Below are 24269 nucleotides of genomic sequence, written 5' to 3'. Positions count from 1 at the left end.
CATCATGTCGTGGAGCAGGCTAAAGATGGATGAGCGTGGCCCTGCCTCCTTGTTCATCCTGCGTCCGGTGATGACGCTGCTGGTGTCGCTCGCCATGATGCTGGCCGGTTGGATGGCGTTTGGCTTGCTGCCAATCGCACCGTTGCCGCAGGTGGATTTTCCGACCATCAATGTTACCGCTTCACTCGCGGGAGCTAGTCCGGAAACCATGGCTTCCTCAGTGGCCACGCCGTTGGAGCGTAGCCTAGGGCGCATTTCTGGCATCAGCGAAATCACTTCCTCCAGCTCACAAGGCAGTACGTCGATCACCTTGCAGTTTGATCTCAGCAAGGATATCAATGTGGCGGCACGTGAGGTACAGGCTGCCATTAATGCCGCAGCGAGTATGCTGCCGACGGGGATGCCAACCCGGCCCAGCTATCGCAAGATGAACCCGTCGGATATGCCTAGCATGGTGCTGACCATGACCTCCAAGACCAAGAGCATGGGGGAGCTTTACGATCTGGCATCTAATCGCGTGTCGCGCAAGATTGCCCAGGTGCAAGGCGTGAGCCAAGTCAATGTGGCAGGCAGCTCCTTACCCGCGGTGCGCGTGGATATCAATCCGGATGCCTTGGTGCAGCAAGGCTTGGCGCTTGACGATGTGCGCAGCGCCATCAGTGCAGCGAATGGCAGTGGGCCCAAGGGGTATTTGCAGAATGACGAATATAGCTGGCAGCTGGATGCGGATGACCGCTTGCTACGTGCCAAGGATTATCGCTCGCTGATTATTGCGCGTAACAACGGTGCGGTGACGCGTCTGAGTGATGTGGCACGTGTCTATGATTCGGTGGAGGATATCCGCAATGTTGGTTTCCATAATAACCAGCGTGCCATCCTGCTGATGGTGAGTCGCGAGTCTGGAGCCAATATCATCGAAATGATAGACCGCATCCGCGCGGAGTTGCCTAGCATCCAGAGCAGCATTGGCGATGACATCAAGCTGACTGTGGTTGAGGATCGTAGCCCAAATATCCGCGCATCGTTGCATGAGGCCGAGCTCACGCTCGCGATTGCCGTGGCATTGGTGATTCTTGTCGTATTCCTGTTCCTGAGGAATGGCAGAGCCACGCTGATACCGGCGCTGGCAGTGCCGGTATCACTGATTTCCACCTTTGCTGCCATGTATCTCTGCGGCTATTCGCTTAACAACCTCACCTTGATGGCACTGATCATCTCTACGGGTTTTATCGTCGATGATGCCATCGTCGTGGTGGAGCATATCAGCAAGCTAATTGAGCAAGGCGATCATCCTTTCCGTGCATCGCTACGAGGTGCCCGCGAGGTCGGTTTTACCGTGGTGTCGATGAGCATATCGCTGGTGGCAGTATTTATTCCGCTATTGTTCATGGGGGATATTACTGGCCGCCTGTTCCGCGAATTTGCCGTGACGCTCTCCGTGGCTATCCTGATATCCCTGTTTGTGTCGCTGACATTGACGCCGATGCTGTGTGCCTACTTGCTCAGGCGCAAGGATGCATTGGCCCTCGAGGGCACCACACCAACGTCTCAACAGCGCCCCGGTTTGTTCGAGCGTGTACAACGCAGATACCAGCAAAGCCTGGCCTGGGCACTGGACCATGCTGGCTTGATGCTAGTGGTGCTGCTGTTTACGATCGCTGTCAATGTTTATCTCTATATTGCTATCCCCAAGGGCATGTTTCCTGATCAGGATACGGGACGCCTGTTCGGTATGGCACGTGCTGACCAAGGTGTTTCTTTCAGCGAGTTACAAAAAAAACTGGAGGCATTCCGCAGCATCCTGCTGACTGACCCAGCCGTGGATCAGGTAATGGGGATGTCGGGTAGTGGTCGCGGGCCGGGGGCATCGAGTAACTCCGGCAACTTCATCATCATCCTCAAGGACATCAAGCAACGTGAGTCGGCAGAAACCGTGATCGCCAGACTGCGGCCCAAGCTAGCCCAAGTGCCGGGTGCCTCGATATTCCTTGTCAATATGCAGGATTTGCGTATCGGTGGCCGTTCGGCAGATTCCAGCTATCAGATGACCCTGAAAAGCGATGATGTGAAGGACCTGCGTACCTGGGAAACCAAGGTGTTGGATACCTTGCAGTCCGTGCCTGGCATTACCGATGTCAGCGGGGGGGGGCGTAGCCGCTCCGTGCAGGTTTATCTCGATATAGACCGCGCAGCGGCCAGGCGTCTCGGTATTGATGTAGAGATGGTCATTGCGCTGCTGAACAACTCCTATGCGCAGCGCCAGATTTCCACCATTTATGAAGATCAGAACCAATATCGGGTTGTCATGGGGGTCGCCGATCAATACATGCAGAGCCCAGATATTCTTTCCAGCCTTTATGTCTTGACTAGCAGTGGTGCGCGCGTGCCATTGTCCAATATCGTCACGCTGGGCTATAACACGGCCCCTGCCTCGGTACAGCATGAGGGGCAGTTTGCCTCGATTACCTATTCCTTCAATCTGCCGGAAGGGGGCAACCTAGAGCAGGCCAAGCAGGCAATCAAGCAGGCGCTGGCCGACCTCAAGATGCCGCTCAACGTGCAGGCAACCTTTTCCGGCACTGCAAGCGCACAGGATAAGGTGCTGAAGCAGATGCCGTGGCTGATCCTGGCGGCGCTGGTCTCTGTCTATATCGTGCTTGGCATGTTATATGAGAGCTATGTACATCCGCTTACTATCCTATCCACGCTGCCATCTGCCGGGGTAGGGGCTTTGCTGGCGCTGATCCTGTTCGATACGCCGCTGACGCTGATCGCGTTGATTGGCATTATTCTCTTGATCGGCATCGTCAAGAAAAATGCCATCCTCATGATCGATTTTGCCTTGGTGGCAGAGCGTGAGCATGGACTCTCATCCAGGGATGCCATCATGGAGGCTTGCCAGCAGCGTCTGCGCCCCATCCTTATGACTACCATGGCGGCTTTGCTGGGTGCCATTCCGCTGATCCTCGGTACTGATGGCGATGCGCCGCTCAGGCGTCCGCTGGGTATCGCTATCGTAGGTGGCTTATTGCTGAGCCAGTTGCTTACCCTTTACACCACCCCGGTGGTTTATCTTTACCTGGATCGTTTACGCCTGTGGGTCTTGCGTCGCAAACCTGAGGCTGCAATGTTGGAGAAAATGGAATGAGTACCACTGCCAAGTTTGGTATCGTCAGCTTGTCCGTCCTGTTGTCGGCCTGCATGGTAGGCCCGGATTATCATAGGCCCGAGAGTAGTGTGCCCACTGCATTCAAGCATCAAGAAGGCTGGAGTGTAGCGACACCGGCAGATGAAATGCCCAAAGGGCAATGGTGGGCGCGTTATGGTGATACAGAACTTAACCAGCTGGTGGCGCGGCTGAATGATAGTAACCAGACTGTAGCCCAGTATGAGGCGCAATATCGTCAAGCCTTTGCCTTAGCCCAGAGCGCACGTGGTGCCTTGTGGCCGCAACTGGATGCTACCGTTGGCAAGACACGTGCCGGGCAGGGAACGGGTAGCTCTACCTCAAGCCAGGCTGTGCAAACCAGCGGTATACGCACCACTTATAACGCCGCGCTCAATGCTAGCTGGGAGCTGGATATCTGGGGTAAGCTCAGGCGTACCCTGGAGGCCAATAGCGCTAGTGCCGACGCTAGTTTTGCGACATTGGCTGCCATGCGGCTCAGCATGCAATCCGAGCTGGTGCAGAACTATTTGCAGATCCGCGTGATGGACCAGCAGAAGCGTCTATTGCAGGAAACCGTCGATACCTACCGTCGTGTGGTGCAATTGACGGAAAGCCAGTATAAGCGTGGTGTTGTGGCCAGTGCAGATGTGGCGGCGGCAACCACGCAGCTCAAGAATGCAGAAGCTGACTTGGTCGATTTGGTCTGGCAGCGGGCACAACTGGAAAACGCCATTGCTGTGCTGATTGGTGTACCGCCCGCGGATTACAATCTGGCCGAAAGCGATGCCGTGCCGCAATTGCCTGTCATTCCTGCTTCCGTGCCTAGCCAATTGCTGGAGCGTAGGCCAGATGTGGCCTCTGCGGAGCGCTCCGTCATGGCAGCGAATGCCAATATTGGCGTGGCAAAGTCGGCGTATTATCCCAGCCTGAGTTTATCCGCTACCGCTGGTTATCGCAGCAGCACGTTCAACGATTGGATGACATTACCGAACCGGTATTGGTCTGTTGGGCCGCAATTGGCGATGACCTTGTTCAACGGCTTGCAGAACAAATATAACGTTGTGCAATCCGAGGCTAGCTATGATGCGGCGGTAGCCAGTTACCGCCAGACAGTCTTGACCGCATTCAAGGAGGTGGAGGATTACCTTGTGGCTTTGCATACACTGAGTGAGGAGTCTGCATTGCGTGAAGAGTCCGTCGCCGCAGCGCGCAAGGCGCTGAAGCAATATACCAATCAATACCGCGTGGGGCTGATTGGTTTTCTTGATGTCGTCACTGCGCAAACCACTGCGCTCAGCAGCGAGCGTACCTTGCTGACCTTGCAACAAAGTCGGCTGATCAACAGCGTCCAGTTGATCGCTGCGCTGGGTGGTGGCTGGGAAGGTTTGCCTGAGCAGCAATAGCCCGCTTCCTACAAGTATGTCAGCGTCCTGCTGACATACTACGCTGCATCATGGGCGCAAAATGAATATTCACCACCACCTGTACAGGAGATGTACCGTGAATATTCTCGACCCCATTCTGCATACATTTGCTTCTGATAAACAGGAATATAGCGGCATGGAGCCGCGTACCCGTGCCTTTCTCGAAGAGTTGGCAACTGCAGACAGTACGCCAGTAGAAGAGCTGGCGCCTGACGAGGCTCGCAAGGTCTTGAGTGATTTGCAGGCCAGTGTAGATGTCAAGCTAGATGGTGTCAGTGTTGAGGAGTGTGAGGTCGCCATTGAAGGCCATTCCATCCATCTCTTCATCGTTAAGCCTGCTGACATTGCCATCAAGCCCCCCGTCATCATGTTCTTCCATGGTGGCGGTTGGGTACTGGGGGATTTTCCTACACACCAGCGCTTGGTGCACGATCTCTGCGTGGCCTCCAACTGTGCCGTGGTGTTTGTTGATTACACGCGTTCTCCAGAGGCCAAGTATCCAACGGCCATCGTCGAGTGCTATCTTGCCACCAAATGGGTGGCGCAGTATGGTGACGAGATCGGTGTAGATAGCCAGCGTCTGGCCGTGGCTGGCAATAGTGTCGGCGGGAACATGGCCACCGTGGTTTGCATGATGGCAAAGGAAAAGCGCGAGCCATTCATCAAACACCAAACCTTGTTCTGGCCAGTGACCGATGCAAGGTTCAATACCGAGTCCTACCAGCAATTTGCGGATGGGTATTTCCTTACCCGCGAGATGATGAAGTGGTTCTGGGACAACTATCTGGAAAATAAAGATGCCCGTGAGGAGCCCTATGCCTCACCGCTGAATGCCAGCCTGGAGCACTTGGCTGACCTGCCGCCAGCATTAATACAGACGGCAGAGTTCGACGTGCTGCGTGACGAGGCAGAGGCCTATGCGCATCTGTTGACCGATGCCGGGGTGAGCGTCACTTGTACGCGTTACCTGGGAGCTATCCACGATTTTGGCTTGCTGAATCCGCTCGCCAAGACCCCGCAAACCTATGCTGCCATCATGCAGGCAGCGGGCGAGATACGTAAGCATATCTAGCATATTGCTCAATATCCTGCATCAGACGGACGTGGCTGTGCCTGTGCCTAGTCAATGCACAACCACGTTCGCCTTGGCGCAATGCGCTGCAAGTTAGCGCACCTATCTCAAGCGTCTTGGGGTTTGACAGTCAGTATGCCTTCTGTTTATCATGGCCCCACTATGCAAATCCAGCAGACCACATTGTTTGTGTTTTCCGCCCTGGCTCTCCTAAGCCTAGGTCTGCTGCTGCGCTCCGCGCGCATCTAACTTACCTCCTCCTGCCGGTTTTATTGAGTTGTCCTTGTTGTACAGAGGGCAATAACGATTAATTGAGTTTCGCTTCATCCCATAGGATATTTGCATCATGTGTCACATAGCATATTGTTTAAGAGTGTTCCGACTGCCACGCGGTTGTCAGGCCTTGCGTGAGCGGTAGCCTGGCAGCCCTGGATCACGATCTAGATACCGCAGTCCGTGAACTGAACTTTTGAGAGAAATATGATGTTGAAGAATCCAAGTAGCAAATACCGCCCATTTACGCCGATTAACTTGCCAAATCGCCAATGGCCGACGCGCACCATTACCCGTGCTCCTATTTGGATGAGCACAGACCTGCGCGATGGTAACCAGGCCTTGTTCGAGCCCATGAACGCTGAACGCAAATTGCGCATGTTCAAGATGCTGGTTGAAATTGGCTTCAAGGAAATCGAGGTGGCATTTCCTTCCGCATCGCAGACCGACTTCGATTTTGTGCGAAACTTGATCGAGAATGGGCATATTCCCGATGATGTGACCATCGAGGTGCTGACGCAGGCGCGTGAAGACTTGATCCGTCGTACCTTTGAATCCTTGCGTGGGGCGCGCCGTGCCATTGTGCATGTCTATAATGCTATTTCGCCTGTGTTCCGCGAGACCGTGTTTCGTACCGACAAGGCCGGCGCAAAGAAAATCGCGACGGATAGCGCCCGCCTGATCAAGCAATTGGCTGATGAACGTCCCGAAACCGAATGGGTGTTCGAGTACAGCCCGGAAACCTTTACTGCCACCGAGCTGGATTTCGCCAAGGATGTGTGCGATGCCGTGACCGATATCTGGCAGGCGACACCTGAGCGTAAGGTCATCCTCAACCTGCCCGCTACAGTTGAAGTGGGTACGCCTAACTACTATGCCGACCAGATTGAGTGGATGCATACCAACCTCGCTCGGCGCGATAGCGTCATCATTAGTGTGCACCCACACAATGACCGAGGCACCGCAGTGGCGGCAGCCGAATTGGCCGTGATGGCGGGCGCAGACCGTATCGAAGGTTGTTTATTTGGGCATGGTGAGCGTACTGGTAATGTCGACCTCGTCACCCTGGCGCTCAATCTTTATACTCAGGGTGTTGATCCCGGCCTGGATTTTTCCCAGATCAACAGCATTGCCCGCACTGTCGAAGACTGCACACAGTTGCCCGTGCATGCGCGTCACCCTTATGCCGGTGACCTGGTCTTCACCGCATTTTCCGGCTCACACCAGGATGCGATCAAGAAAGGCTTTGTTGTACAACAACCGGATACGCTTTGGCAGGTGCCGTATTTGCCGATAGATCCGCATGATGTGGGCCGTACCTATGATTCGATCATTCGCGTCAACAGCCAATCAGGCAAGGGCGGCATTGCTTACTTGCTTGAGTCGGGCTACGGCCTGGCCATGCCGCGCCGCATGCAGGTCGAGTTCAGTAGCGCTGTGCAGCGCCTTACTGACCGTAGCGGGCAGGAAGTGACGGCGGAAGGCATCTGGCAATTGTTCAACGATGAATACATTGCCGCAGATGATCCTGTGCACTACATCGACCACGTACTGGACGAGCAGGGTGGCAGCCAGCATATCAAGCTCACGGCACGTATCCATGGTGTGGAAACCGTACTTGAAGGTAAGGGTAATGGGCCGATTGATGCCCTGGCACAGGCTTTCGGCAGCAAATTCCGTATTCATGATTATGAAGAGCGAGCGCTCGGCGCAGGCGCTGCAGCCAAGGCAGTGGCATTTGCCGAGCTGGAGAAGGACGGACAGCCAGGCACGGTGTACGGTGCAGGCATTCACGATAATCTGGTGACTGCTTCAATCTTGGCTGTGATCAGCGGTATCAATCGCTTGTATCAACGTCTTGATGCCAATGCCCGGCAGTCGTTCTTACCGCAGTGATATTACGTTGATTTTGAGACAAGCCCACAAGATATACCTTGTGGGCTTTTTTTTGAGAGTTTTAGTCGTTTACCAATGCAGGCTTCATGCTGATCTTGGCGTATATTAAATACCTTTTATGCTAAACACTACTTTGAAACTGTTGATCGAAACTATAGAGTGATTGAGGGGAAATCCCTGATTTCTAGCGATAACGATGATTGGATAGACTAAGCCGACTCAATATTGATTTTGGAGAAGATGGATGAGCACACAGCAATCAGTAGACAAGCGCCCGACACCAGACCCTGCGGAGGATAATGCGTTTTTTCCATCTCCTTATTCTTTGAGTCAATTTACCGCGCCTAAGTCCGACTTGAGTGGAGCTGAGTATCCTCAGCCATATACTGGTGGCCGTTGGAAAATACTGGTCATTGGTGCAGATGAGCGTTATTTGATGACTGCTAATGGCACGATGTTCTCAACTGGCAATCATCCTGTGGAAACGCTTTTGCCTATGTATCACATGGATAAAGCGGGTTTCGGATTTGATATCGCTACAATTTCGGGTAATCCAGTGAAGTTTGAGTTTTGGGCCATGCCATCCGAAGATGAAGAAGTTATTGGCTTATTCCGCAAGTATGCTCATCAGTTTAAACAGCCGCTCAAACTGACTGACGTTATCAAACATTCGCTAGGCGAGGATGCAGACTACATCGGCGTATTTATACCCGGCGGCCACGGCGCATTGATCGGCTTGCCTGAAAGTGAGGAGGTTAAAGCTGTGTTGGAGTGGGCGGCGGCGAATGACAAATTTGTCATTTCCTTATGCCACGGACCAGCAGCTTTTCTTGCCGTCAATGACAGCCCTATTTATCAAGGCTACAAAATCTGTGCTTTTCCAGATGTGCTGGATGAAATGACTCCTGATATTGGCTACATGCCAGGGCATCTAACCTGGAAGTTTGGGGAAAAGTTGAAAGCGCTTGGCTTCGAGATTGTGAATGACAAGATTTCTGGGGAAACCTGTCAGGATCGCAAACTATTGACGGGAGACAGCCCACTGGCAGGCAACACGTTGGGCAAGCTGGCTGCCACCGCGCTATTACAGGAGGTGCATAAGCGTTGACTGTGGCCTGACACGACATGGCGATAGCTGGTCCAGATTGAATGCAGCAAACAGCCTGAACTGCCCGTGCATTAATATTGCATGTGTCTCGCTGACTGTTTCGGGGCAACGATCAAACGGTGTGTCAGCCAGGCTCCTATCCCGCACCCTGCCATCACGATTGCCATCGGGAATGTGGTGCCATCGTGAAACACATTGACGAGGCCACCTGCCACTGTGGCAAGCCCGAATTGCAGCGAGCCCATCAAGGCCGAAGCCGTGCCCGCCTGTTGTCCATGGGTTGCCAAGGTGGCGGCGCTAGAGTTGGGGCCGATGTAGCCGATGCTGGAAACGAAGCAGAAAATGCCGACCAGCAATAATGGCAAGGTGATATGGCCCGTCAGCGATAAGCCGAGCAGGACAAGGCCAATACCGCCAGGCAGCCACAAAGCCCGCGATAGTAACACTGTGGCATCATGTTTTTTCAGGCGCCAGGCATTGATCTGGCTAAACAGGATCAACCCGGCTGCATTGATGCCGAAAATCCAGCCATAGTGCTGCGCAGGAATTTCATAATATTCAATAAAAACAAATGGTGAGCCTGCGATATAGGCAAACATCCCGGCACGGGCCAGGCCCCCGCTCAAGGTATAGCCGATAAAACTGCGGTCTATCATCAGCCTGCCATAGTTACGCAGGACGCGGCTTAATACCAACGGAGGCTCATTGCCCGTGTCATGCGTTTCCTCAAGCTTGAAGTACACAGCTAATAATCCCAGACTACCTGCGAATGCCAAGGTGAGGAACAAGGCGCGCCAATCAAATGTGGTTACGATCCAGCCACCGATCAGTGGTGCCAGAATGGGTGCCAACCCCATGACGAGCATCAGCATGGATAAGGCACGTGCCGCATCGTTGGCACTACAGCGGTCACGGATGATAGCCAGTGTCACAACCATGCCTGCACAGCCGCCCAGCGCTTGCAGAAAGCGCCAGATAATCAGTTCCGGAATACTGCCTGCAAAGGCACAGCCAATGGACGCTGCGATATAAATCACCAGCCCCGCCATCAATGGCAGCCGACGTCCGAAACGGTCACTGAGCGGGCCATAGAACAGCTGCCCAATTGCCAGGCCAATAAAATAGCTCGCCAAGGTCAGTTCTGCACTACCAGCTTGCGCCAATAGACTTTTCTCAATTGCAGGAAAGCCTGGCAGGTACATATCGATGGATAGTGGAGCAAGGCCGGTGAGGGCACCTAATAGGAGCAGCCAGCCACTCAGAAGGGATAGGGATGTAGTTGAATAGGGTTGTCTGGGCATGCGGTGTAATAGTATTTTTCTTAGTATTTCATACTACAGGGTGGCCCTGAGATTGCAAGGATGCATGTTGGATAACATAGAGATAATGGGTATATCTGTGTATGCAAGTTACAGGGCATGGTTTGAGCCAATAAAAAAGGCACGATAAAATCGTGCCTTTTTGCTAGTCATTCAGGATTTACTGAAAGAAGTCTTTCACCTTGGTCATCCAGGATTTTGCCCGAGGGCTGTGTTTCCCGGAATCCTGCTGGTTAATGTCTTCCAGCTCTTTCAGCAGTTCCTTTTGCCGTTCGGTCAGCTTGACCGGGGTTTCCACCACGACGTGGCACATGAGGTCGCCCATGTCGCTGCTGCGTAAAGGTTTGATGCCCTTACCGCGTAGGCGGAATACCGCGCCGGTTTGCGTTTCTGCTGGCACCTTCATCTTGGCGTGGCCATCCAGGGTCGGGATTTCGATCTCGCCACCTAGTGCTGCAGTGGTGAAGCTGATCGGCATTTCGCAATGCAGGTTAGCGCCGTCACGCTCGAAGATTTCGTGCTTCTTCAAATGCACTACGACATAGAGGTCGCCAGGAGGGCCGCCGTTGACGCCAGCTTCGCCTTCGCCTGATAGGCGGATGCGATCACCTTCGTCCACACCGGCTGGAATCTTGACCGACAGTGTTTTGTGCTGCTTGACGCGACCACCACCGTGGCAGGTGGGGCATGGCTCTTTCACCATCTTGCCGGAGCCGTGGCACTTGGGGCAGGTCTGTTGTACGGAGAAGAAGCCTTGCTGCATACGCACCTGGCCGTGGCCGCCACAGGTGGTGCAGGTGACGGGTTGTGTGCCGGGGCGAGCGCCTGAACCATGACAGGTTTCGCATTCTGCCATGACGGGAATACGTATCTTGGTCTCGGTGCCGCGTGCAGCATCCTCAAGCGAGATTTCCATGTTGTAGCGCAGATCTGCACCACGGTAGACGTTGGAACGTCGATTGCCTCCACCGCCGCCACCGCCGAAAATATCACCAAAGATGTCGCCAAAGGCATCGGCAAAGTTACCGAAGCCAGCACCGCCAGCACCAGCGCCCGCGCTTGGGTCTACACCAGCATGGCCATATTGGTCGTAAGCGCCACGCTTCTGGTCATCCGACAGGATTTCGTAGGCTTCCTTGGCTTCCTTGAAGCTTTCTTCGGCCTTGGGGTTGTCCGGGTTGCGGTCCGGATGATATTTCATCGCCAGCTTGCGGTAAGCCTTCTTGATTTCATCATCCGAAGCATCGCGGTTGACGCCCAATACCTCGTAATAATCTCTTTTTGCCATATTTCTCTGCTAACAATAAATGAGGCACATCAGGGAAAATCCTGTGTGCCTCATGAGGTTACATGGTAAAGGAATTACTTCTTGTCATCCTTGACTTCTTCGAACTCGGCATCCACCACTTCGGCGTCCACAGTCTTTTCCTGTGGTTCGCCTTGTTCAGCAGCACCAGCTTCCGCCTGGCTCGCAGCGTAGACCTTCTCACCAAGCTTCTGGGAGGCTTCCATCAGGGCATTGGTCTTGCTCTCGATGGCTTCCTTGTCGTCACCCTTGACGACGTCTTCCAGCTCTTGCACGGCCTTTTCAATCGCTTCCTTCTCTGCGGCATCAAGCTTGTCACCGTGGTCAGCCAGGGATTTCTTCACGCTGTGGATCGCGCCATCGGCACTGTTACGTGCATCGACGAGTTCACGCAGCTTCTTGTCTTCGTCGGCGTACTTGGCGGCATCTTCTTCCATGCGCTTGATCTCTTCATCAGACAAACCGGAGTTGGCCTTGATGGTAATCTTGTTTTCCTTGCCGGTTGCCTTGTCCTTGGCAGATACGTGCAGGATGCCGTTGGCGTCGATGTCGAAGGTAACTTCGATTTGTGGCATGCCGCGTGGTGCTGGCGGAATGTCGCTCAGGTTGAACTGGCCCAGGCTCTTGTTGCCGGAAGCGACTTCACGCTCGCCCTGCAACACGTGAATGGTCACAGCGGACTGGTTGTCGTCGGCGGTAGAGAACACTTGCGATGCCTTGGTCGGGATCGTGGTGTTCTTCTGGATCAGCTTGGTCATCACGCCGCCCAGGGTTTCGATACCAAGGGAGAGTGGTGTCACATCCAGCAGCAATACATCCTTCACGTCGCCTTGCAATACGCCGCCTTGAATGGATGCGCCAACAGCCACGGCTTCGTCAGGGTTCACATCCTTACGTGGTTCCTTGCCGAAGAATTCTTTTACCTTTTCCTGCACCTTAGGCATACGGGTCTGACCACCAACCAGGATCACGTCCTGAATGTCGGTAATCTTGACGCCAGCATCCTTCAAGGCTACTTCGCAAGGCTTGATGGAGCGTTCGATGAGGTCTTCCACCAGGCTTTCGAACTTGGCACGAGTGATCTTGACCACCAAGTGCTTGGGACCAGAAGCATCTGCCGTGATGTATGGCAGGTTAACTTCAGTCTGGGTGCTGGAGGATAGCTCGATCTTGGCCTTTTCAGCGGCTTCCTTCAGGCGTTGCTTGGCCAGCAGGTCGTTGCGCAGGTCAAGGCCGTTTTCCTTCTTGAATTCGTCTGCAAGGAAGTCGATCAGGCGATTGTCGAAGTCTTCACCACCGAGGAAGGTATCACCGTTGGTGGACAATACTTCAAACTGGTGCTCGCCATCGATTTCGGAGATTTCGATGATGGAAATATCGAAAGTACCGCCGCCCAAGTCATACACGGCAATCTTGCGGTCGCCTTCCTGCTTGTCGAGACCAAAGGCCAGTGCAGCCGCCGTTGGCTCATTGATAATACGCTTAACGTCCAGGCCTGCAATACGGCCTGCATCCTTGGTCGCTTGGCGCTGGGCATCGTTGAAGTAAGCAGGCACGGTGATGACGGCCTCGGTGACTTCTTCACCTAGGTAGTCTTCGGCAGTCTTCTTCATCTTGCGCAGTACTTCTGCGGAGATTTGCGGAGGTGCCAGTTTGTCATTGCGCACTTCCACCCAAGCATCGCCATTGTCAGCCTTGGTGATGGTGTAAGGCATCAGGCCGATGTCCTTCTGCACTTCTTTTTCTTCAAAGCGGCGGCCAATCAGGCGCTTAACTGCGTAAAGCGTGTTCTTTGGGTTGGTCACTGCCTGGCGCTTGGCTGGCGCACCTACGAGGATTTCACCATCTTCCTGATAAGCGATGATGGAGGGTGTGGTGCGTGCGCCTTCGGCGTTCTCGATCACGCGTGGCTTGCCACCTTCCATGACGGATACGCAGGAGTTGGTGGTGCCTAAGTCAATACCAATAATTTTTCCCATTGTCTTGATTCCTTGTGTTCTTTTAACTCTGAAAGTGGATAACTATGTTGCCAAAATGGGGATAGGCGCTGCGATTTCAAGCCTTATCTCTGTAAAAAATCCCCGTTGGCAACCTCAATGATTTATTTGGCTACCATGACCAAGGCTGGGCGCAATACGCGCTCATTCAAGGTGTAGCCCTTTTGCAGCACATTGACGACGGTGTTGGCTTCGGCATCGCTGTCGACAGTGCCAATCGCTTGGTGCTTGTTCGGGTCGAACTTTTCACCTACTGGATTGATTTCGGCAATGCTGAATTTCTCGAATACGGAAGTGAGTTGCTTGGCAGTCAGTTCAACGCCATCGCGATAGCTTTCCAGTGTGGCGGAGCCTACATTTAACGCGGCATCCAGGCTGTCCTTGACGGCGAGCAGTTCGTTGGAGAATTTCTCCAGCGCGAATTTACGCGCCTTGTCGATATCGTCTGCGGCACGGCGACGGATGTTTTCACCCTCGGCCTTGGCGTAAAGCACGGCAGCCTGTTGTTCGGCAATCTGGGCTTCCAGTGCAGCAATCCTGTCATCAATCGAGCCTGCGGCACCAGCGTCTTGTTGGCCGGTGGATACATTGTCTTGCAGGTCGGTTTCTGGCGTCTTGTCTTCGTGTTGCATGATAGTCCCTGTTGGTAATGATGTAACAACGAAGCAAATGGGGGTATCTGCCCGGATTACAAGAGGGGAAGGGTAATTTTATTCAGGCTGCAGCGAAAGGCGAGTGGCTGAGGCCATATCGTTAATGTGTGACTTGTGCCAACGCTTCCAGTACAGCGCTCACTGCTGGCACCTGGCCTTGACCGCCCAGGTTGCAGATTTTTTCTGCATGTTGAGCCAGTACGCCTGTCAGCTTGGGGTCTGTGTCGGTATAGATCGCGACCGTAGGCAGGTTAAGGGCTGCGGCAAGGTGCACGAGGCCGGTATCGACACCAATCGCTGCCTGGCTATGGTCAATGACGGCTGCGAGTTGAGTGAGGGGTAAGCGGGGTAGCACCACACTGCTAGCAACCGCGCTGGCAATGCGCTGTGCGCGGGCTTCTTCGCTGGCATTGCCCCAAGGGAGAACCAATGTCAGGCCTTGCTGAAGCAAGGCGTTGCCCAAGGCTATCCAATGTTGTTCTGGCCACAATTTGGAATCACGGCTGGTAGCGTGTAATCCGACAATATAGCGGCTGGGCAATTGCAGTCTGGCATCAGGTGTTCCCGCATGGATGCCGTAATCGGGTGGGGTAGTGGGGACCGCGTAGCCTAAGGCACGTGCTGCAAGCTCGCGGTTACGCGTCACGGCATGTTGCCCACGCAATACGGCGTGGCGATGCTGGTAAAGCCAGGAGGCCCAGGGCTCACGCGCCGAAGCTCGATCTTGTCCGTGGTAGATGCCGCTTGCTTGCTTGCCTATCAAGGCACTTTTTAGCAGGCCTTGGGTATCGATGATGGCATCGTACTGATGTATATGCAGTTGATGGCGCATTTGACGGATTTCGTGCCAAGTGCCCATCTGTAATAGGTGTTTGCGCCATCGGCGAACGGCGACGGTAATAATGTCATCAACGCCAGGGTGTAGGCGTGGAATGTCGGCAAAACTTTCTTCCACCACCCAGTCTATCTGCATCTCTGGGAATGCGGCCTTGATGTCCGTAATGACCGGCAGATTATGGATGACATCACCCAGAGAGGTGGTTTTGATCATGAGCAAACGAGGCATGGGCGGCATTTTCGCATACAATTCAGCTTCTTTTCCCAATTGAAAGCCTGAGCCGTTGAAGTTTGCCTTCCTCATCTTCAAGTACTTTCCTTATGGCGGCATGCAGCGCGATATGCTGCGCACCGCCACACGCCTGGCTGAGGCGGGACATTCTGTAGATATTTTCACTATGTCATGGGATGGTCAATTGCCAGGAGGGAATGTCCGCATACATGTCATGCCGGGCAAGGGGTGGTTCAATGTGCAGAAATATGATGACTTCATTCGTCAGGCACAAGCCCGTATTACGCATGAATTCAGTGTGGATCTGGTCGTGGGGTATAACCGTATGGGCGGCCTGGATGTCTATTTTGCGGCTGACCCCTGTTTTATCGAGCGAGCGCACAAGCAGCGTAATTGGCTCTATCGCCTGACACCGCGCTATCGCTGGTTCCAGGCGATAGAGCAAGCGATTTTCTCGCCACAGGCCAGTACGCAGATGTTGATGGTGGATATGGCAGAGAAGGCCGTGTTCCAGCGCTGGTATCGCACTCAGGATGAGCGCTTTCATTACATTCCACCTTATCTTTCCAGCGAGCGTCTGCAATTGCATGACCGTGCGGAAATGCAAGCCTATTTGCGCCAGGCTTTTAACTTGCCTGCGCAAACCCGTGTGGCGTTGTTGGTCGGTTCTGGCTTTTATATGAAAGGCTTGGACAGGGCGGTGCATGCGCTGGCTAGCCTCCCTGCCGATATGCGGCAAAACTTCAAATTGATTGCGATTGGCCAGGATAAACCTGCACCTTTTATCAAGATGGCACGTAAGCTCAACGTCTCGGAAAATCTCATCATCTCGCGTGGTCGGCCTGATATCCCGCAATTGATGCAAGGGGCGGATTTCTACCTGCATCCGGCCTATCGGGAGAATACTGGCTTGGTGATTCTCGAAGCCATGGCCAGCGGCCTGCCGGTGCTGGCAACGGCCAGTTGCGGCTATGCCGTGCATGTGCAGGCAGCCGAGGCTGGACGAGTGGTGCCGGTGCCTTTTGAGCAAGCAACCTTGAATAAGATGCTGGCCGACATGGTGTCCCTGACGCTATCGCAAGATAGGCAATTACAAGTTTGGCGCGACAATGGCTTGCAGTATGCCCGCAAGTTGATGACTGAAAATGATGGCGATGCCGAGGCCAAGATCATGTTGCATCTGGCACAGCACAAGACCGGGAGTAGTGCATGAGTTGTGACGAATTGGAATTGTCGCCAACGTTGCAGCAGGCGCTGGGTGATCAGGATGTGTTCTCTCGTGTGATGGCGTTGGGTGGCGAGGTGTTTCGTGATGTGAGGGGGCGCAAAACCATACGTGTGCAACTGGCTGGCCAGCCGTATTTCATCAAGCAGCATTTCGGTGTAGGTTGGGGCGAGATTTTCAAGAACCTGCTGGCATTCAAGGTGCCAGTGGTGAGTGCAATCACCGAGAAGCGGGCGATAGAAAAGCTGGGCGAGATCGGCATCGCTACCACTCCGTTGGCGGGTTTTGGTAGCTGTGGCTGTAATCCCGCCAGCAGGCAATCGTTCCTGATCACAAAAGACCTGGGCGATATCCTTTCCCTGGAAACGCTGGCAGACCAATGGCTACTATCGCCACCAGAGCCAAGCTTTAAGCGACATCTACTGCTGGAGGTGGCGTCCTTGGCGGCACGGCTGCATGATAGTGGCCTTAACCACCGTGATTTCTATATCTGCCATATCTGCCTGGATTTGCCGCAGTTAAGACAGGGCAATATCCATTTATATCTCATCGACCTGCACCGGGTTGGTATTCGTGAGACAATCCGGCCCCAGGATCGTATGAAGGATATGGCAGCTTTATATTTCTCTGCGATGAATGCGGGACTAGCTCCCAGGGATTACTTGCGTTTCCTGCGCCGCTATCGTGGCAAGCCGATCAGGCAGGTCATACATGAGGAACGGGATTTCTGGAGGCAGGTGCAGTCCCGCGCGATCAAGCTCTACGTCAAATTACATAAAGTCGCGCCAGAACTACGCCAGCTCGGCAGCATCATCGCCTAGCGTGTGTCAGGCCGGCATATAGTCGGGATATTTATGCAGACATCGATCAAGTTTGGTTCCAAGCGCTCTGACTGGGGCGCTTTGTTCAGCTATTACCTGTTTTTCTTCTATTTTTCTGGCATTACCCACATCCTGCTGCAAATCAGCGGCACCACGATTTTTGTCGGCATGCGCCAGGCGATCGTAATGAGCCTACTTTGGCTGATTCCCGTGATGCTGGTACCAAGGTTCTCGCGCCAGATGGCGGCTGGCATTGGCTTGGTGTTGTGGGTATTCTCGCTGATCAGCCTGGGGTATTTCTGTATTTATGGGCAGGAATTCTCGCAAAGCGTGATGTTTACGATTTTCGAGTCCAACCCAGCTGAATCCAAAGAATTCATTGCCCACTATTTTGTCTGGTGGATGATCCCGGTACTGCTGGTGCATAGCGCTGTTGCGTTCTGGCTCTGGCGTCGACTGCGACCCTTGCAAGTCACCCGTCGCTTAGCATGGTCGGCGACGGTGGCCATTTTATTGTTGCTATTCGTATATCCGATGTTCAAGCAGTTGGTGGTCAATCATGCGAGCTTGGATGACGCCGTGGAAAAGCTGCAATTGCGCATGGAGCCTGCGGTGCCATGGCAAATGGTGATTGGCTATGTGCACTATCGCAAACAGTTGGCCAATATGGAGGCCTTGCTGGAGCAGAACAGCAAGATCCCACCGTTATCCAACTTGAAGGATGCCAACGCTGGCAAGCCTGCCACGCTGGTGTTGGTGTTGGGTGAGTCGACCAATCGGTTGCGCATGAGCTTATATGGTTACCAGCGCGATACAACCCCAGAACTTGATGCTATCAAGGATGAGCTTAATCTCTTTACCAACGTGGTGACGACCCGGCCTTACACGATAGAGGCATTGACGCAGGTATTGAGTTTCTCGGATCAACTGCATCCAGACTTGTATCTCACCAAGCCATCGCTTATGAACATGATGCGGCAGGCAGGCTATACCTCTTACTGGATCACCAATCACCAGACGATCAGCAAGCGCAACACCATGCTGGCCAATTTTTCCAAGCAAACGGATAAGCAGTTCTACATGAACAACAGCCGGGCGCAGAATTCACGTGAGTACGATGAAAACGTGTTTGAGCCATTTGACGAAGTTCTGGCTGACCCTGCACCTCGCAAGTTCATTATTGTGCATTTGCTGGGCACGCACATGAAATATGAATATCGTTACCCTCCAGAGTTTGAAGTATTTACTGATCGTGAGGGTGTGCCTAGTGTGCTGAGCAAGGATCAGGCTAAGGTCTATAACCAATATGACAATGCTGTGCGTTATAACGATCACGTCATTGCGACATTGATCAGTAAGTTGCGACAGCAGGCAGGCAATAGTCTGATGGTGTATTTCTCCGATCATGGAGAGGATGTTTACGATGGTCCTGGATATAACATGCTGGGTCGCAATGAGGCCAAGCCCACAATCGCCATGTATGCGATCCCCTTCATGATCTGGGCTTCACCAGAATGGCGGGCTGGGCATGAGATGGCATTTGACGGTATGTTGGATCGGCCTTATAGCAATGCGCACTTCATCCATACTTGGGCGGATCTGGTTGGCTTGAATTTTGATGGATTTGACCCTGCCTTTAGTTTGGTGAATCCTCAGTTCAAGGAGCATCCTCTGCTGATCGGCGACCCGTATCAACCTAATACTATTCGTCCGTTGGATATTCACGTGCATGAGTAATGCCAACCATGTGGCGACTGCCCCTGATTTGCTGTCCTATGCCAATGGGACCCTGACGGAACCATTTGGCTTAAGGCTGGACGATGGCAGCTTGCTGCAAGTAGAAGCCGTCGTCAGGCGCGTGCCTGCCAAGCGTGTGGTTGGGCGGGGAGTGCTGAATGGCAAGCCTGTCTATGCCAAATGCTTCATTGGGCGGCGTGCCGCACAATATGCTGCACGTGATAAGCGTGGTGCGACCTGGCTGGCGGAGGCGGGGCTTGCTACCCCAGCCTTGCTGCTGGAGTCCGCGATTGTGCAGCAAGGGGCGAGCGTGCTGGTATATGAGGCGATATCTGCGAGCAATGCCGAGCAGGTATGGCAAGCAACGCCAGAGGATCAGCGCCTGCCACTGGCCATGCGCCTAGTAGAAGCTGTGGCAGAACATCACCGTGCTGGATTGTTGCAGACGGATTTATATCTCAAAAACTTTCTCGTGGATGGTGAGGCCATTCATACCCTAGATGGAGACGGCATACGGCGATTGAGCGGCTTGGGGCGACGTGGCAAGCGGCTGAACAATCTGGCAGTACTGCTTTCCAAGCTGGATGTAGCGCATATTGGTGCCTGGTTGCCTGCCTTGCTGCAGCAATATGCCAGTGTGATGAATGAGCCACCGCCAGAATTTTCTGGGATGCAACGGCGCATTACACGGTTTTGGCAGCAGGAAATGCAGGATTATGCCCACAAGGTGCAGCGTACATGCACCGATGTGCGCACCTTGAGCACTGCAACCGACTACATCGCCATCAACCGTCCTTACGATAGCCCAGGCTTGCACGCAGCTTTGCTAGCGCCCGATGCCTTGCTGGATGGTCCGGGGATGCGCCGATTGAAAAGCGGGAATACTTGCACCGTGGTTGCAACAGAAATTGATCAGCGCAAACTGGTGATCAAAAGGTACAATATCAAGAGTTTTTGGCATGGCCTTGGCCGCGCATGGCGTCCATCAAGGGCCGTGGTGTCATGGGCCAATGCCTTTCGCTTGCAATTGAAGGGCATTGCGACACCGGTTTCGGTGGCAGTCATGGAACGCCGGCGCTGGGGCTTTCGCCAAGAGGCATATCTACTCACGGAGTTTGTGGATGCCAGGGATGCGGTCGAGTTCTTTGCGGATCACGGTATGCCTGATACGGTGCGAGCCCTGGTGGCGCAACGTATTGCCCAGTTGTTTTATCAGTTATATTGCCTGCAACTGGAGCATGGTGATTTCAAGGCAACCAATCTTTTGATTCAGGATCAGAAGCCTTTGTTGATCGACCTGGATAGCATGCAGCAACATGCATGCAAGCGAAGTTTTCTGCGTCGGCATGTGCGTGACGTGAAGCGTTTTTTCAGGAACTGGCGGTCAGATCTGGTAACGCGACAGCTGCTGATGAGCGCGTTCAAGACGGTTTATACAGATGCCTGTGTGCTGCAGCGGGCGGGCATCGCGAATTAAGTACAAAGTGAAAGACGAATGATCATTCTAGGTTTATCAGGTGCACTGGGGCATGATGCTTCGGCTGCCATTATTGTCGATGGAAAAATTGTCGCGGCAGCGGAAGAAGAGCGTTTCATCCGCGACAAGCACGCCAAGAACACTTTCCCGCTGGAAGCGGCAAGGTACTGCCTGCGTGAGGCTGGAGTAAAGTCCGAGCAGGTGGATATAGTGGCTTTCCCTTATGGCGAAATTCCATTGAGCAGTGAAGCGCGCTGGCATTATGCCAAGCGTTACTGGTATGCACCCGATCGCGCCCTGGATGCCATTTTTAACGGTAATCGCCGTTTCCGTCGCAATCGCGACAAATCACTCGATCTGATGCGACAGCTAGGCCTGACCAAGGCACGTTTTGTGCCGGTTGAGCATCACTTGGCGCACGCCAGCAGTGCTTACCACCTGAGTGGCTTCAAGGAAAAAACCGCAATCGTTGGTATCGACGGCAAAGGTGAATATGCCACGACCTTCTTTGGCTATGGTGAAAACGGCAAGATTCACAAGATCAAGGAGTTCTACGACCCGGATTCTCTGGGCGGCATGTATGGCGCGATTACCGAGTATCTTGGTTTCGAGATGCTGGATGGCGAGTTCAAGGTCATGGGCATGGCACCTTATGGCGATCCCAAGCGTTACGACTTGTCGCGTCTTGCGAAGTTCGAGGATGGCGAGCTCAAGATCAATACTGATTATGTGAACGTTGTTGGTTTGCGCCGCTACAAGGAAAAAGGCAAGGGCTTTTACTTTACGCCCAAGCTGATCGAATGGCTGGGCCCCAAGCGCAATGGCGATGAGATCGATGATCCTTACATTCATTACGCTGCCTCGGTGCAACAGTTGCTGGAAGACATTGCCTTGGAGATGATCGAGTATTACCTCGGCGACATCATCCGTGAAACTGGCCGTATTGCTATGGCTGGTGGCGTGGCGCTCAACGTCAAGCTCAACCAGCGCATTATTGCCTTGCCGCATGTGAAGGAGCTGTTCGTGCAGCCTGCCTCAGGTGACAATGGTACTTCCCTGGGCGCGGCCAGCTACGTGGCTGCCGAGATGGGCGAGCCGCTGGAGCCTATGCCACATGCTTACCTAGGCCCATCGTTTACGACGGAAGAGTGTATTGCTGCCTGTGAGGCGCACCCTGCGAAACCCAAGTTCCAACGGGTCGAGAATGCACCTAAAACGGGTGCTGAGCTACTGGCTGCTGGCAATCCGCTGGCCTGGTTCCAGGGACGCATGGAGTTTGGCCCACGTGCTTTGGGCTGCCGCAGTATCTTGGGTGACCCTAGCCATCCTGGCGTGGCAGACCGTATCAATGCGCAGATCAAGTATCGCGAGCGCTGGCGGCCATTTTGTCCCAGCATGCTGGATCGCGTGGCGGCAGATATTTTGCAGACAGATCATCCTGCACCTTACATGACCTTTACCTTCGATGTCGCAGATCACTGGAAGCCGCGTATTCCCGAGGTGGTGCACGAGGACGGTACTGCGCGTGCACAGATCGTGACCAAGGAAACTAATCCACGTTATTACGCCTTGATTGAGGAGTTGGAGCGCCTGCGCAATGTGCCGGTAGTGCTCAATACCTCATTGAACCGTCGTGGCGAACCCATGATTTGCAGTCCAACTGATGCGCTCAACATGTTCTACGGCTGTGATCTTGAGTATCTCCTGATGGAAGACGTGCTCGTCACCAAAAACTAGGCAATATAGGGGTTGCAGCCACAACGCAGGTGGTGCAACTCCATGGTTTTTTTACCTTATCCCAGTCGTGGTTAATTTGACGATGCCTAGCGCTTTCAGCGATAATTCCCGGCTAAATTCAACTTTTCAGCAGCGCAAAATTAATGACACAAACCCTGATAGAAGTCACCGAGCGCATTCGGGAACGTAGTGCACCTACCCGCAAGGCCTACCTGCAACGCATAGACCAGATTATCAACCGCACCCGCGGTGCTGATCGTCTCGGCTGTGCCAATGTGGCGCATGCTTTTGCAGCGTTGCCCAGCAACGACAAATTCCGTGTTGTCGCAGAGAAAGCCCCTCATATTGGCATCGTGACTGCTTACAACGACATGTTGTCTGCACATCAGCCTTATGAAACCTATCCTGCCATCATCCGCGACGAAGCACGCAAGCATGGTGCGACAGTGCAGGTGGCAGGTGGCGTGCCCGCGATGTGTGATGGTATTACCCAGGGTGAGCCAGGCATGGAGCTGAGCTTGTTCTCACGCGATACCATCGCCATGAGTACGGCAGTTTCACTGTCTCACGATGTATTTGATGCGGCTTTGTTGCTGGGTGTTTGTGACAAGATCGTGCCTGGTCTTTTGATTGGTGCTTTGCATTTTGGCCACTTACCTACCGTATTCGTGCCTGCTGGCCCAATGGCGACGGGTATCGACAATACCACTAAGTCCAAGGTGCGCGAGAAGTACGCACAAGGCTTGGTTGGTCGTGAGGAGCTACTGGCTTCTGAATCTGCGGCTTACCACGGTGCAGGTACCTGTACTTTCTTCGGTACCGCCAACAGCAACCAGATGCTGATCGAGGCCATGGGCTTGCATGTACCAGGCGCAGCTTTTGTGCATCCACACGATGACATGCGTGAGATGTTGACCCGTGAATCGGTCAAGACCGTGCTTTCCATCACCAAAGGCCAACGCTTTACCCCGATTGGTCAAATGGTGGATGAACGTGTGATCGTTAACGCTATCGTGGCATTGCTGGCGACTGGTGGCAGTACTAACCACCTCATTCACTGGGTAGCTGTTGCGCGTGCGGCAGGTATCATCATTGACTGGTCGGACTTCTCCAAGTTGTCGCAAAATACGCCATTGCTGGCACGTGTCTATCCTAACGGTACGGCTGACGTGAACCAGTTCCAGGAAGCAGGTGGCCCAAGCTTCGTGATTCGCGAATTGGTCGATGCTGGTTATATGCACGGTGATGTGAATTCTGTCGTGATCGGTGGTTTGCGTGATTTCGGCAAGAAACCTATCAAGTCCGATGACAGTCTGATCTGGGTCGATTTGCCCAAGGAAAGCCCAGACGAAACTATTGTGCGTAACGCTTCCAAGCCATTCAGCGCGTCAGGCGGCTTACGTTTGTTGACTGGTAATTTGGGACGTTCCGTGATCAAGAGCTCAGCTGTGCCGGAAGACCGTCAGATCATTGAAGCACCTGCTATTGTGTTTAATGGTCAGGAAGAATTGCTGGCAGCATTTGAGCGCGGCGAGCTAGAAAAAGATTTTATTGCGGTTGTGCGCTTCCAAGGCCCGCGTGCCAATGGTATGCCTGAACTGCATAAGCTGACCCCACCATTGTCCGTATTGCAGGGCAAGGGCTTCCGCGTCGCCATCGTGACCGATGGCCGCATGAGCGGTGCATCAGGCAAAGTGCCTGCGGCGATCCATTTGAGCCCAGAAGCTGTGGCTGGCGGTGCAATCGGCAAGATTCGCACTGGTGACATGATTCGCCTCAATGCGATTGTTGGCACCCTGAATGCGCTTGTCGACGACGAAGAGTGGCAGGCACGCACTGTGGCAGTGATGACCGAGGCGCAGCGTAATAACAATGGCCATGGCATCGGTCGTGAGTTGTTTGGCGGCATGCGCAAGAATGTGCATAGTGCCGAAGAAGGTGCCGTCACCTGGCTTTAAGCCATTTGAAAATGCAGGCCATGCGTCT

Annotated in this window: 16 protein-coding genes; 11 read left to right on the top strand and 5 right to left on the bottom strand. The window is 53.6% G+C overall.

The window, feature by feature from the left end:
* Window positions 1-4: 4 nt before the first annotated feature.
* From LG202_RS07685 to hchA, 5 genes are all read left to right on the top strand, one after another.
* The gene (locus LG202_RS07685; RefSeq protein WP_459724580.1) at window positions 5-3148 is read left to right on the top strand and encodes a multidrug efflux RND transporter permease subunit; all 3144 of its coding nucleotides are present in this window, start codon (window positions 5-7) and stop codon (window positions 3146-3148) included.
* Window positions 3145-4572, top strand: coding sequence for an efflux transporter outer membrane subunit (locus LG202_RS07680; RefSeq protein WP_230347802.1), 1428 nt, complete (start codon window positions 3145-3147; stop codon window positions 4570-4572). The genes LG202_RS07685 and LG202_RS07680 overlap by 4 nt, the downstream gene beginning before the upstream one ends.
* A gap of 97 nt (window positions 4573-4669) precedes the next feature.
* A complete protein-coding gene (locus tag LG202_RS07675; protein WP_230347801.1) occupies window positions 4670-5665 on the top strand; it encodes an alpha/beta hydrolase in 996 nt (331 codons plus the stop codon).
* Window positions 5666-6148: 483 nt separating this feature from the next.
* Window positions 6149-7834: a 2-isopropylmalate synthase gene (gene leuA, locus LG202_RS07670; protein WP_230348072.1), complete on the top strand. Its 1686-nt coding sequence runs from the start codon at window positions 6149-6151 to the stop codon at window positions 7832-7834.
* A 244-nt stretch (window positions 7835-8078) separates the two neighbouring features.
* The gene (gene hchA, locus LG202_RS07665; RefSeq protein ID WP_230347800.1) at window positions 8079-8942 is read left to right on the top strand and encodes a glyoxalase III HchA; all 864 of its coding nucleotides are present in this window, start codon (window positions 8079-8081) and stop codon (window positions 8940-8942) included.
* Between the two features lie 71 nt (window positions 8943-9013).
* On the opposite strand, the gene LG202_RS07660 is transcribed toward hchA, so the two are convergent.
* The 5 genes from LG202_RS07660 to waaC form a co-directional block, all read right to left on the bottom strand.
* Window positions 9014-10243 carry a Bcr/CflA family multidrug efflux MFS transporter gene (locus tag LG202_RS07660; protein ID WP_230347799.1) on the bottom strand — a complete coding sequence of 410 codons (1230 nt, stop codon included), beginning with the start codon at window positions 10241-10243 and terminating at the stop codon, window positions 9014-9016.
* Window positions 10244-10421: 178 nt separating this feature from the next.
* A complete protein-coding gene (gene dnaJ / locus LG202_RS07655) occupies window positions 10422-11549 on the bottom strand; it encodes a molecular chaperone DnaJ (protein ID WP_230347798.1) in 1128 nt (375 codons plus the stop codon).
* Between the two features lie 74 nt (window positions 11550-11623).
* Window positions 11624-13546, bottom strand: a complete 1923-nt coding sequence (gene dnaK, locus LG202_RS07650) for a molecular chaperone DnaK (RefSeq protein ID WP_230347797.1) — start codon at window positions 13544-13546, stop codon at window positions 11624-11626.
* Window positions 13547-13668: 122 nt separating this feature from the next.
* On the bottom strand, window positions 13669-14196 hold the full coding sequence (gene grpE, locus LG202_RS07645) for a nucleotide exchange factor GrpE (RefSeq protein ID WP_230347796.1): 528 nt from the start codon (window positions 14194-14196) through the stop codon (window positions 13669-13671).
* Window positions 14197-14317: 121 nt separating this feature from the next.
* Window positions 14318-15268 carry a lipopolysaccharide heptosyltransferase I gene (gene waaC, locus LG202_RS07640; protein WP_230347795.1) on the bottom strand — a complete coding sequence of 317 codons (951 nt, stop codon included), beginning with the start codon at window positions 15266-15268 and terminating at the stop codon, window positions 14318-14320.
* 70 nt (window positions 15269-15338) lie between these two features.
* Between waaC and LG202_RS07635 the strand changes: the two genes are divergently transcribed.
* From LG202_RS07635 to edd, 6 genes are all read left to right on the top strand, one after another.
* The gene (locus tag LG202_RS07635) at window positions 15339-16499 is read left to right on the top strand and encodes a glycosyltransferase family 4 protein (RefSeq protein ID WP_230347794.1); all 1161 of its coding nucleotides are present in this window, start codon (window positions 15339-15341) and stop codon (window positions 16497-16499) included.
* Window positions 16496-17332, top strand: a complete 837-nt coding sequence (gene rfaP, locus LG202_RS07630; protein WP_230347793.1) for a lipopolysaccharide core heptose(I) kinase RfaP — start codon at window positions 16496-16498, stop codon at window positions 17330-17332. The genes LG202_RS07635 and rfaP overlap by 4 nt, the downstream gene beginning before the upstream one ends.
* 33 nt (window positions 17333-17365) lie before the next feature.
* Window positions 17366-19069, top strand: coding sequence for a phosphoethanolamine transferase CptA (gene cptA / locus LG202_RS07625; RefSeq protein WP_230347792.1), 1704 nt, complete (start codon window positions 17366-17368; stop codon window positions 19067-19069).
* Entirely contained in the window at window positions 19062-20546 is a 1485-nt protein-coding gene (locus LG202_RS07620; protein ID WP_230347791.1) for a lipopolysaccharide kinase InaA family protein, read from the top strand. The genes cptA and LG202_RS07620 overlap by 8 nt, the downstream gene beginning before the upstream one ends.
* An 18-nt stretch (window positions 20547-20564) precedes the next feature.
* Complete coding sequence (locus tag LG202_RS07615) at window positions 20565-22283, top strand: carbamoyltransferase family protein (RefSeq protein WP_230347790.1); 1719 nt, start codon at window positions 20565-20567, stop codon at window positions 22281-22283.
* 143 nt (window positions 22284-22426) lie between these two features.
* Window positions 22427-24241: a phosphogluconate dehydratase gene (gene edd, locus LG202_RS07610; RefSeq protein WP_230347789.1), complete on the top strand. Its 1815-nt coding sequence runs from the start codon at window positions 22427-22429 to the stop codon at window positions 24239-24241.
* Window positions 24242-24269 lie beyond the last annotated feature (28 nt).

Source organism: Methylobacillus methanolivorans (genome assembly GCF_054588515.1).
Note: the sequence above shows the minus strand (reverse complement) of the source record. Positions and strands in the feature narration are given on the sequence as shown.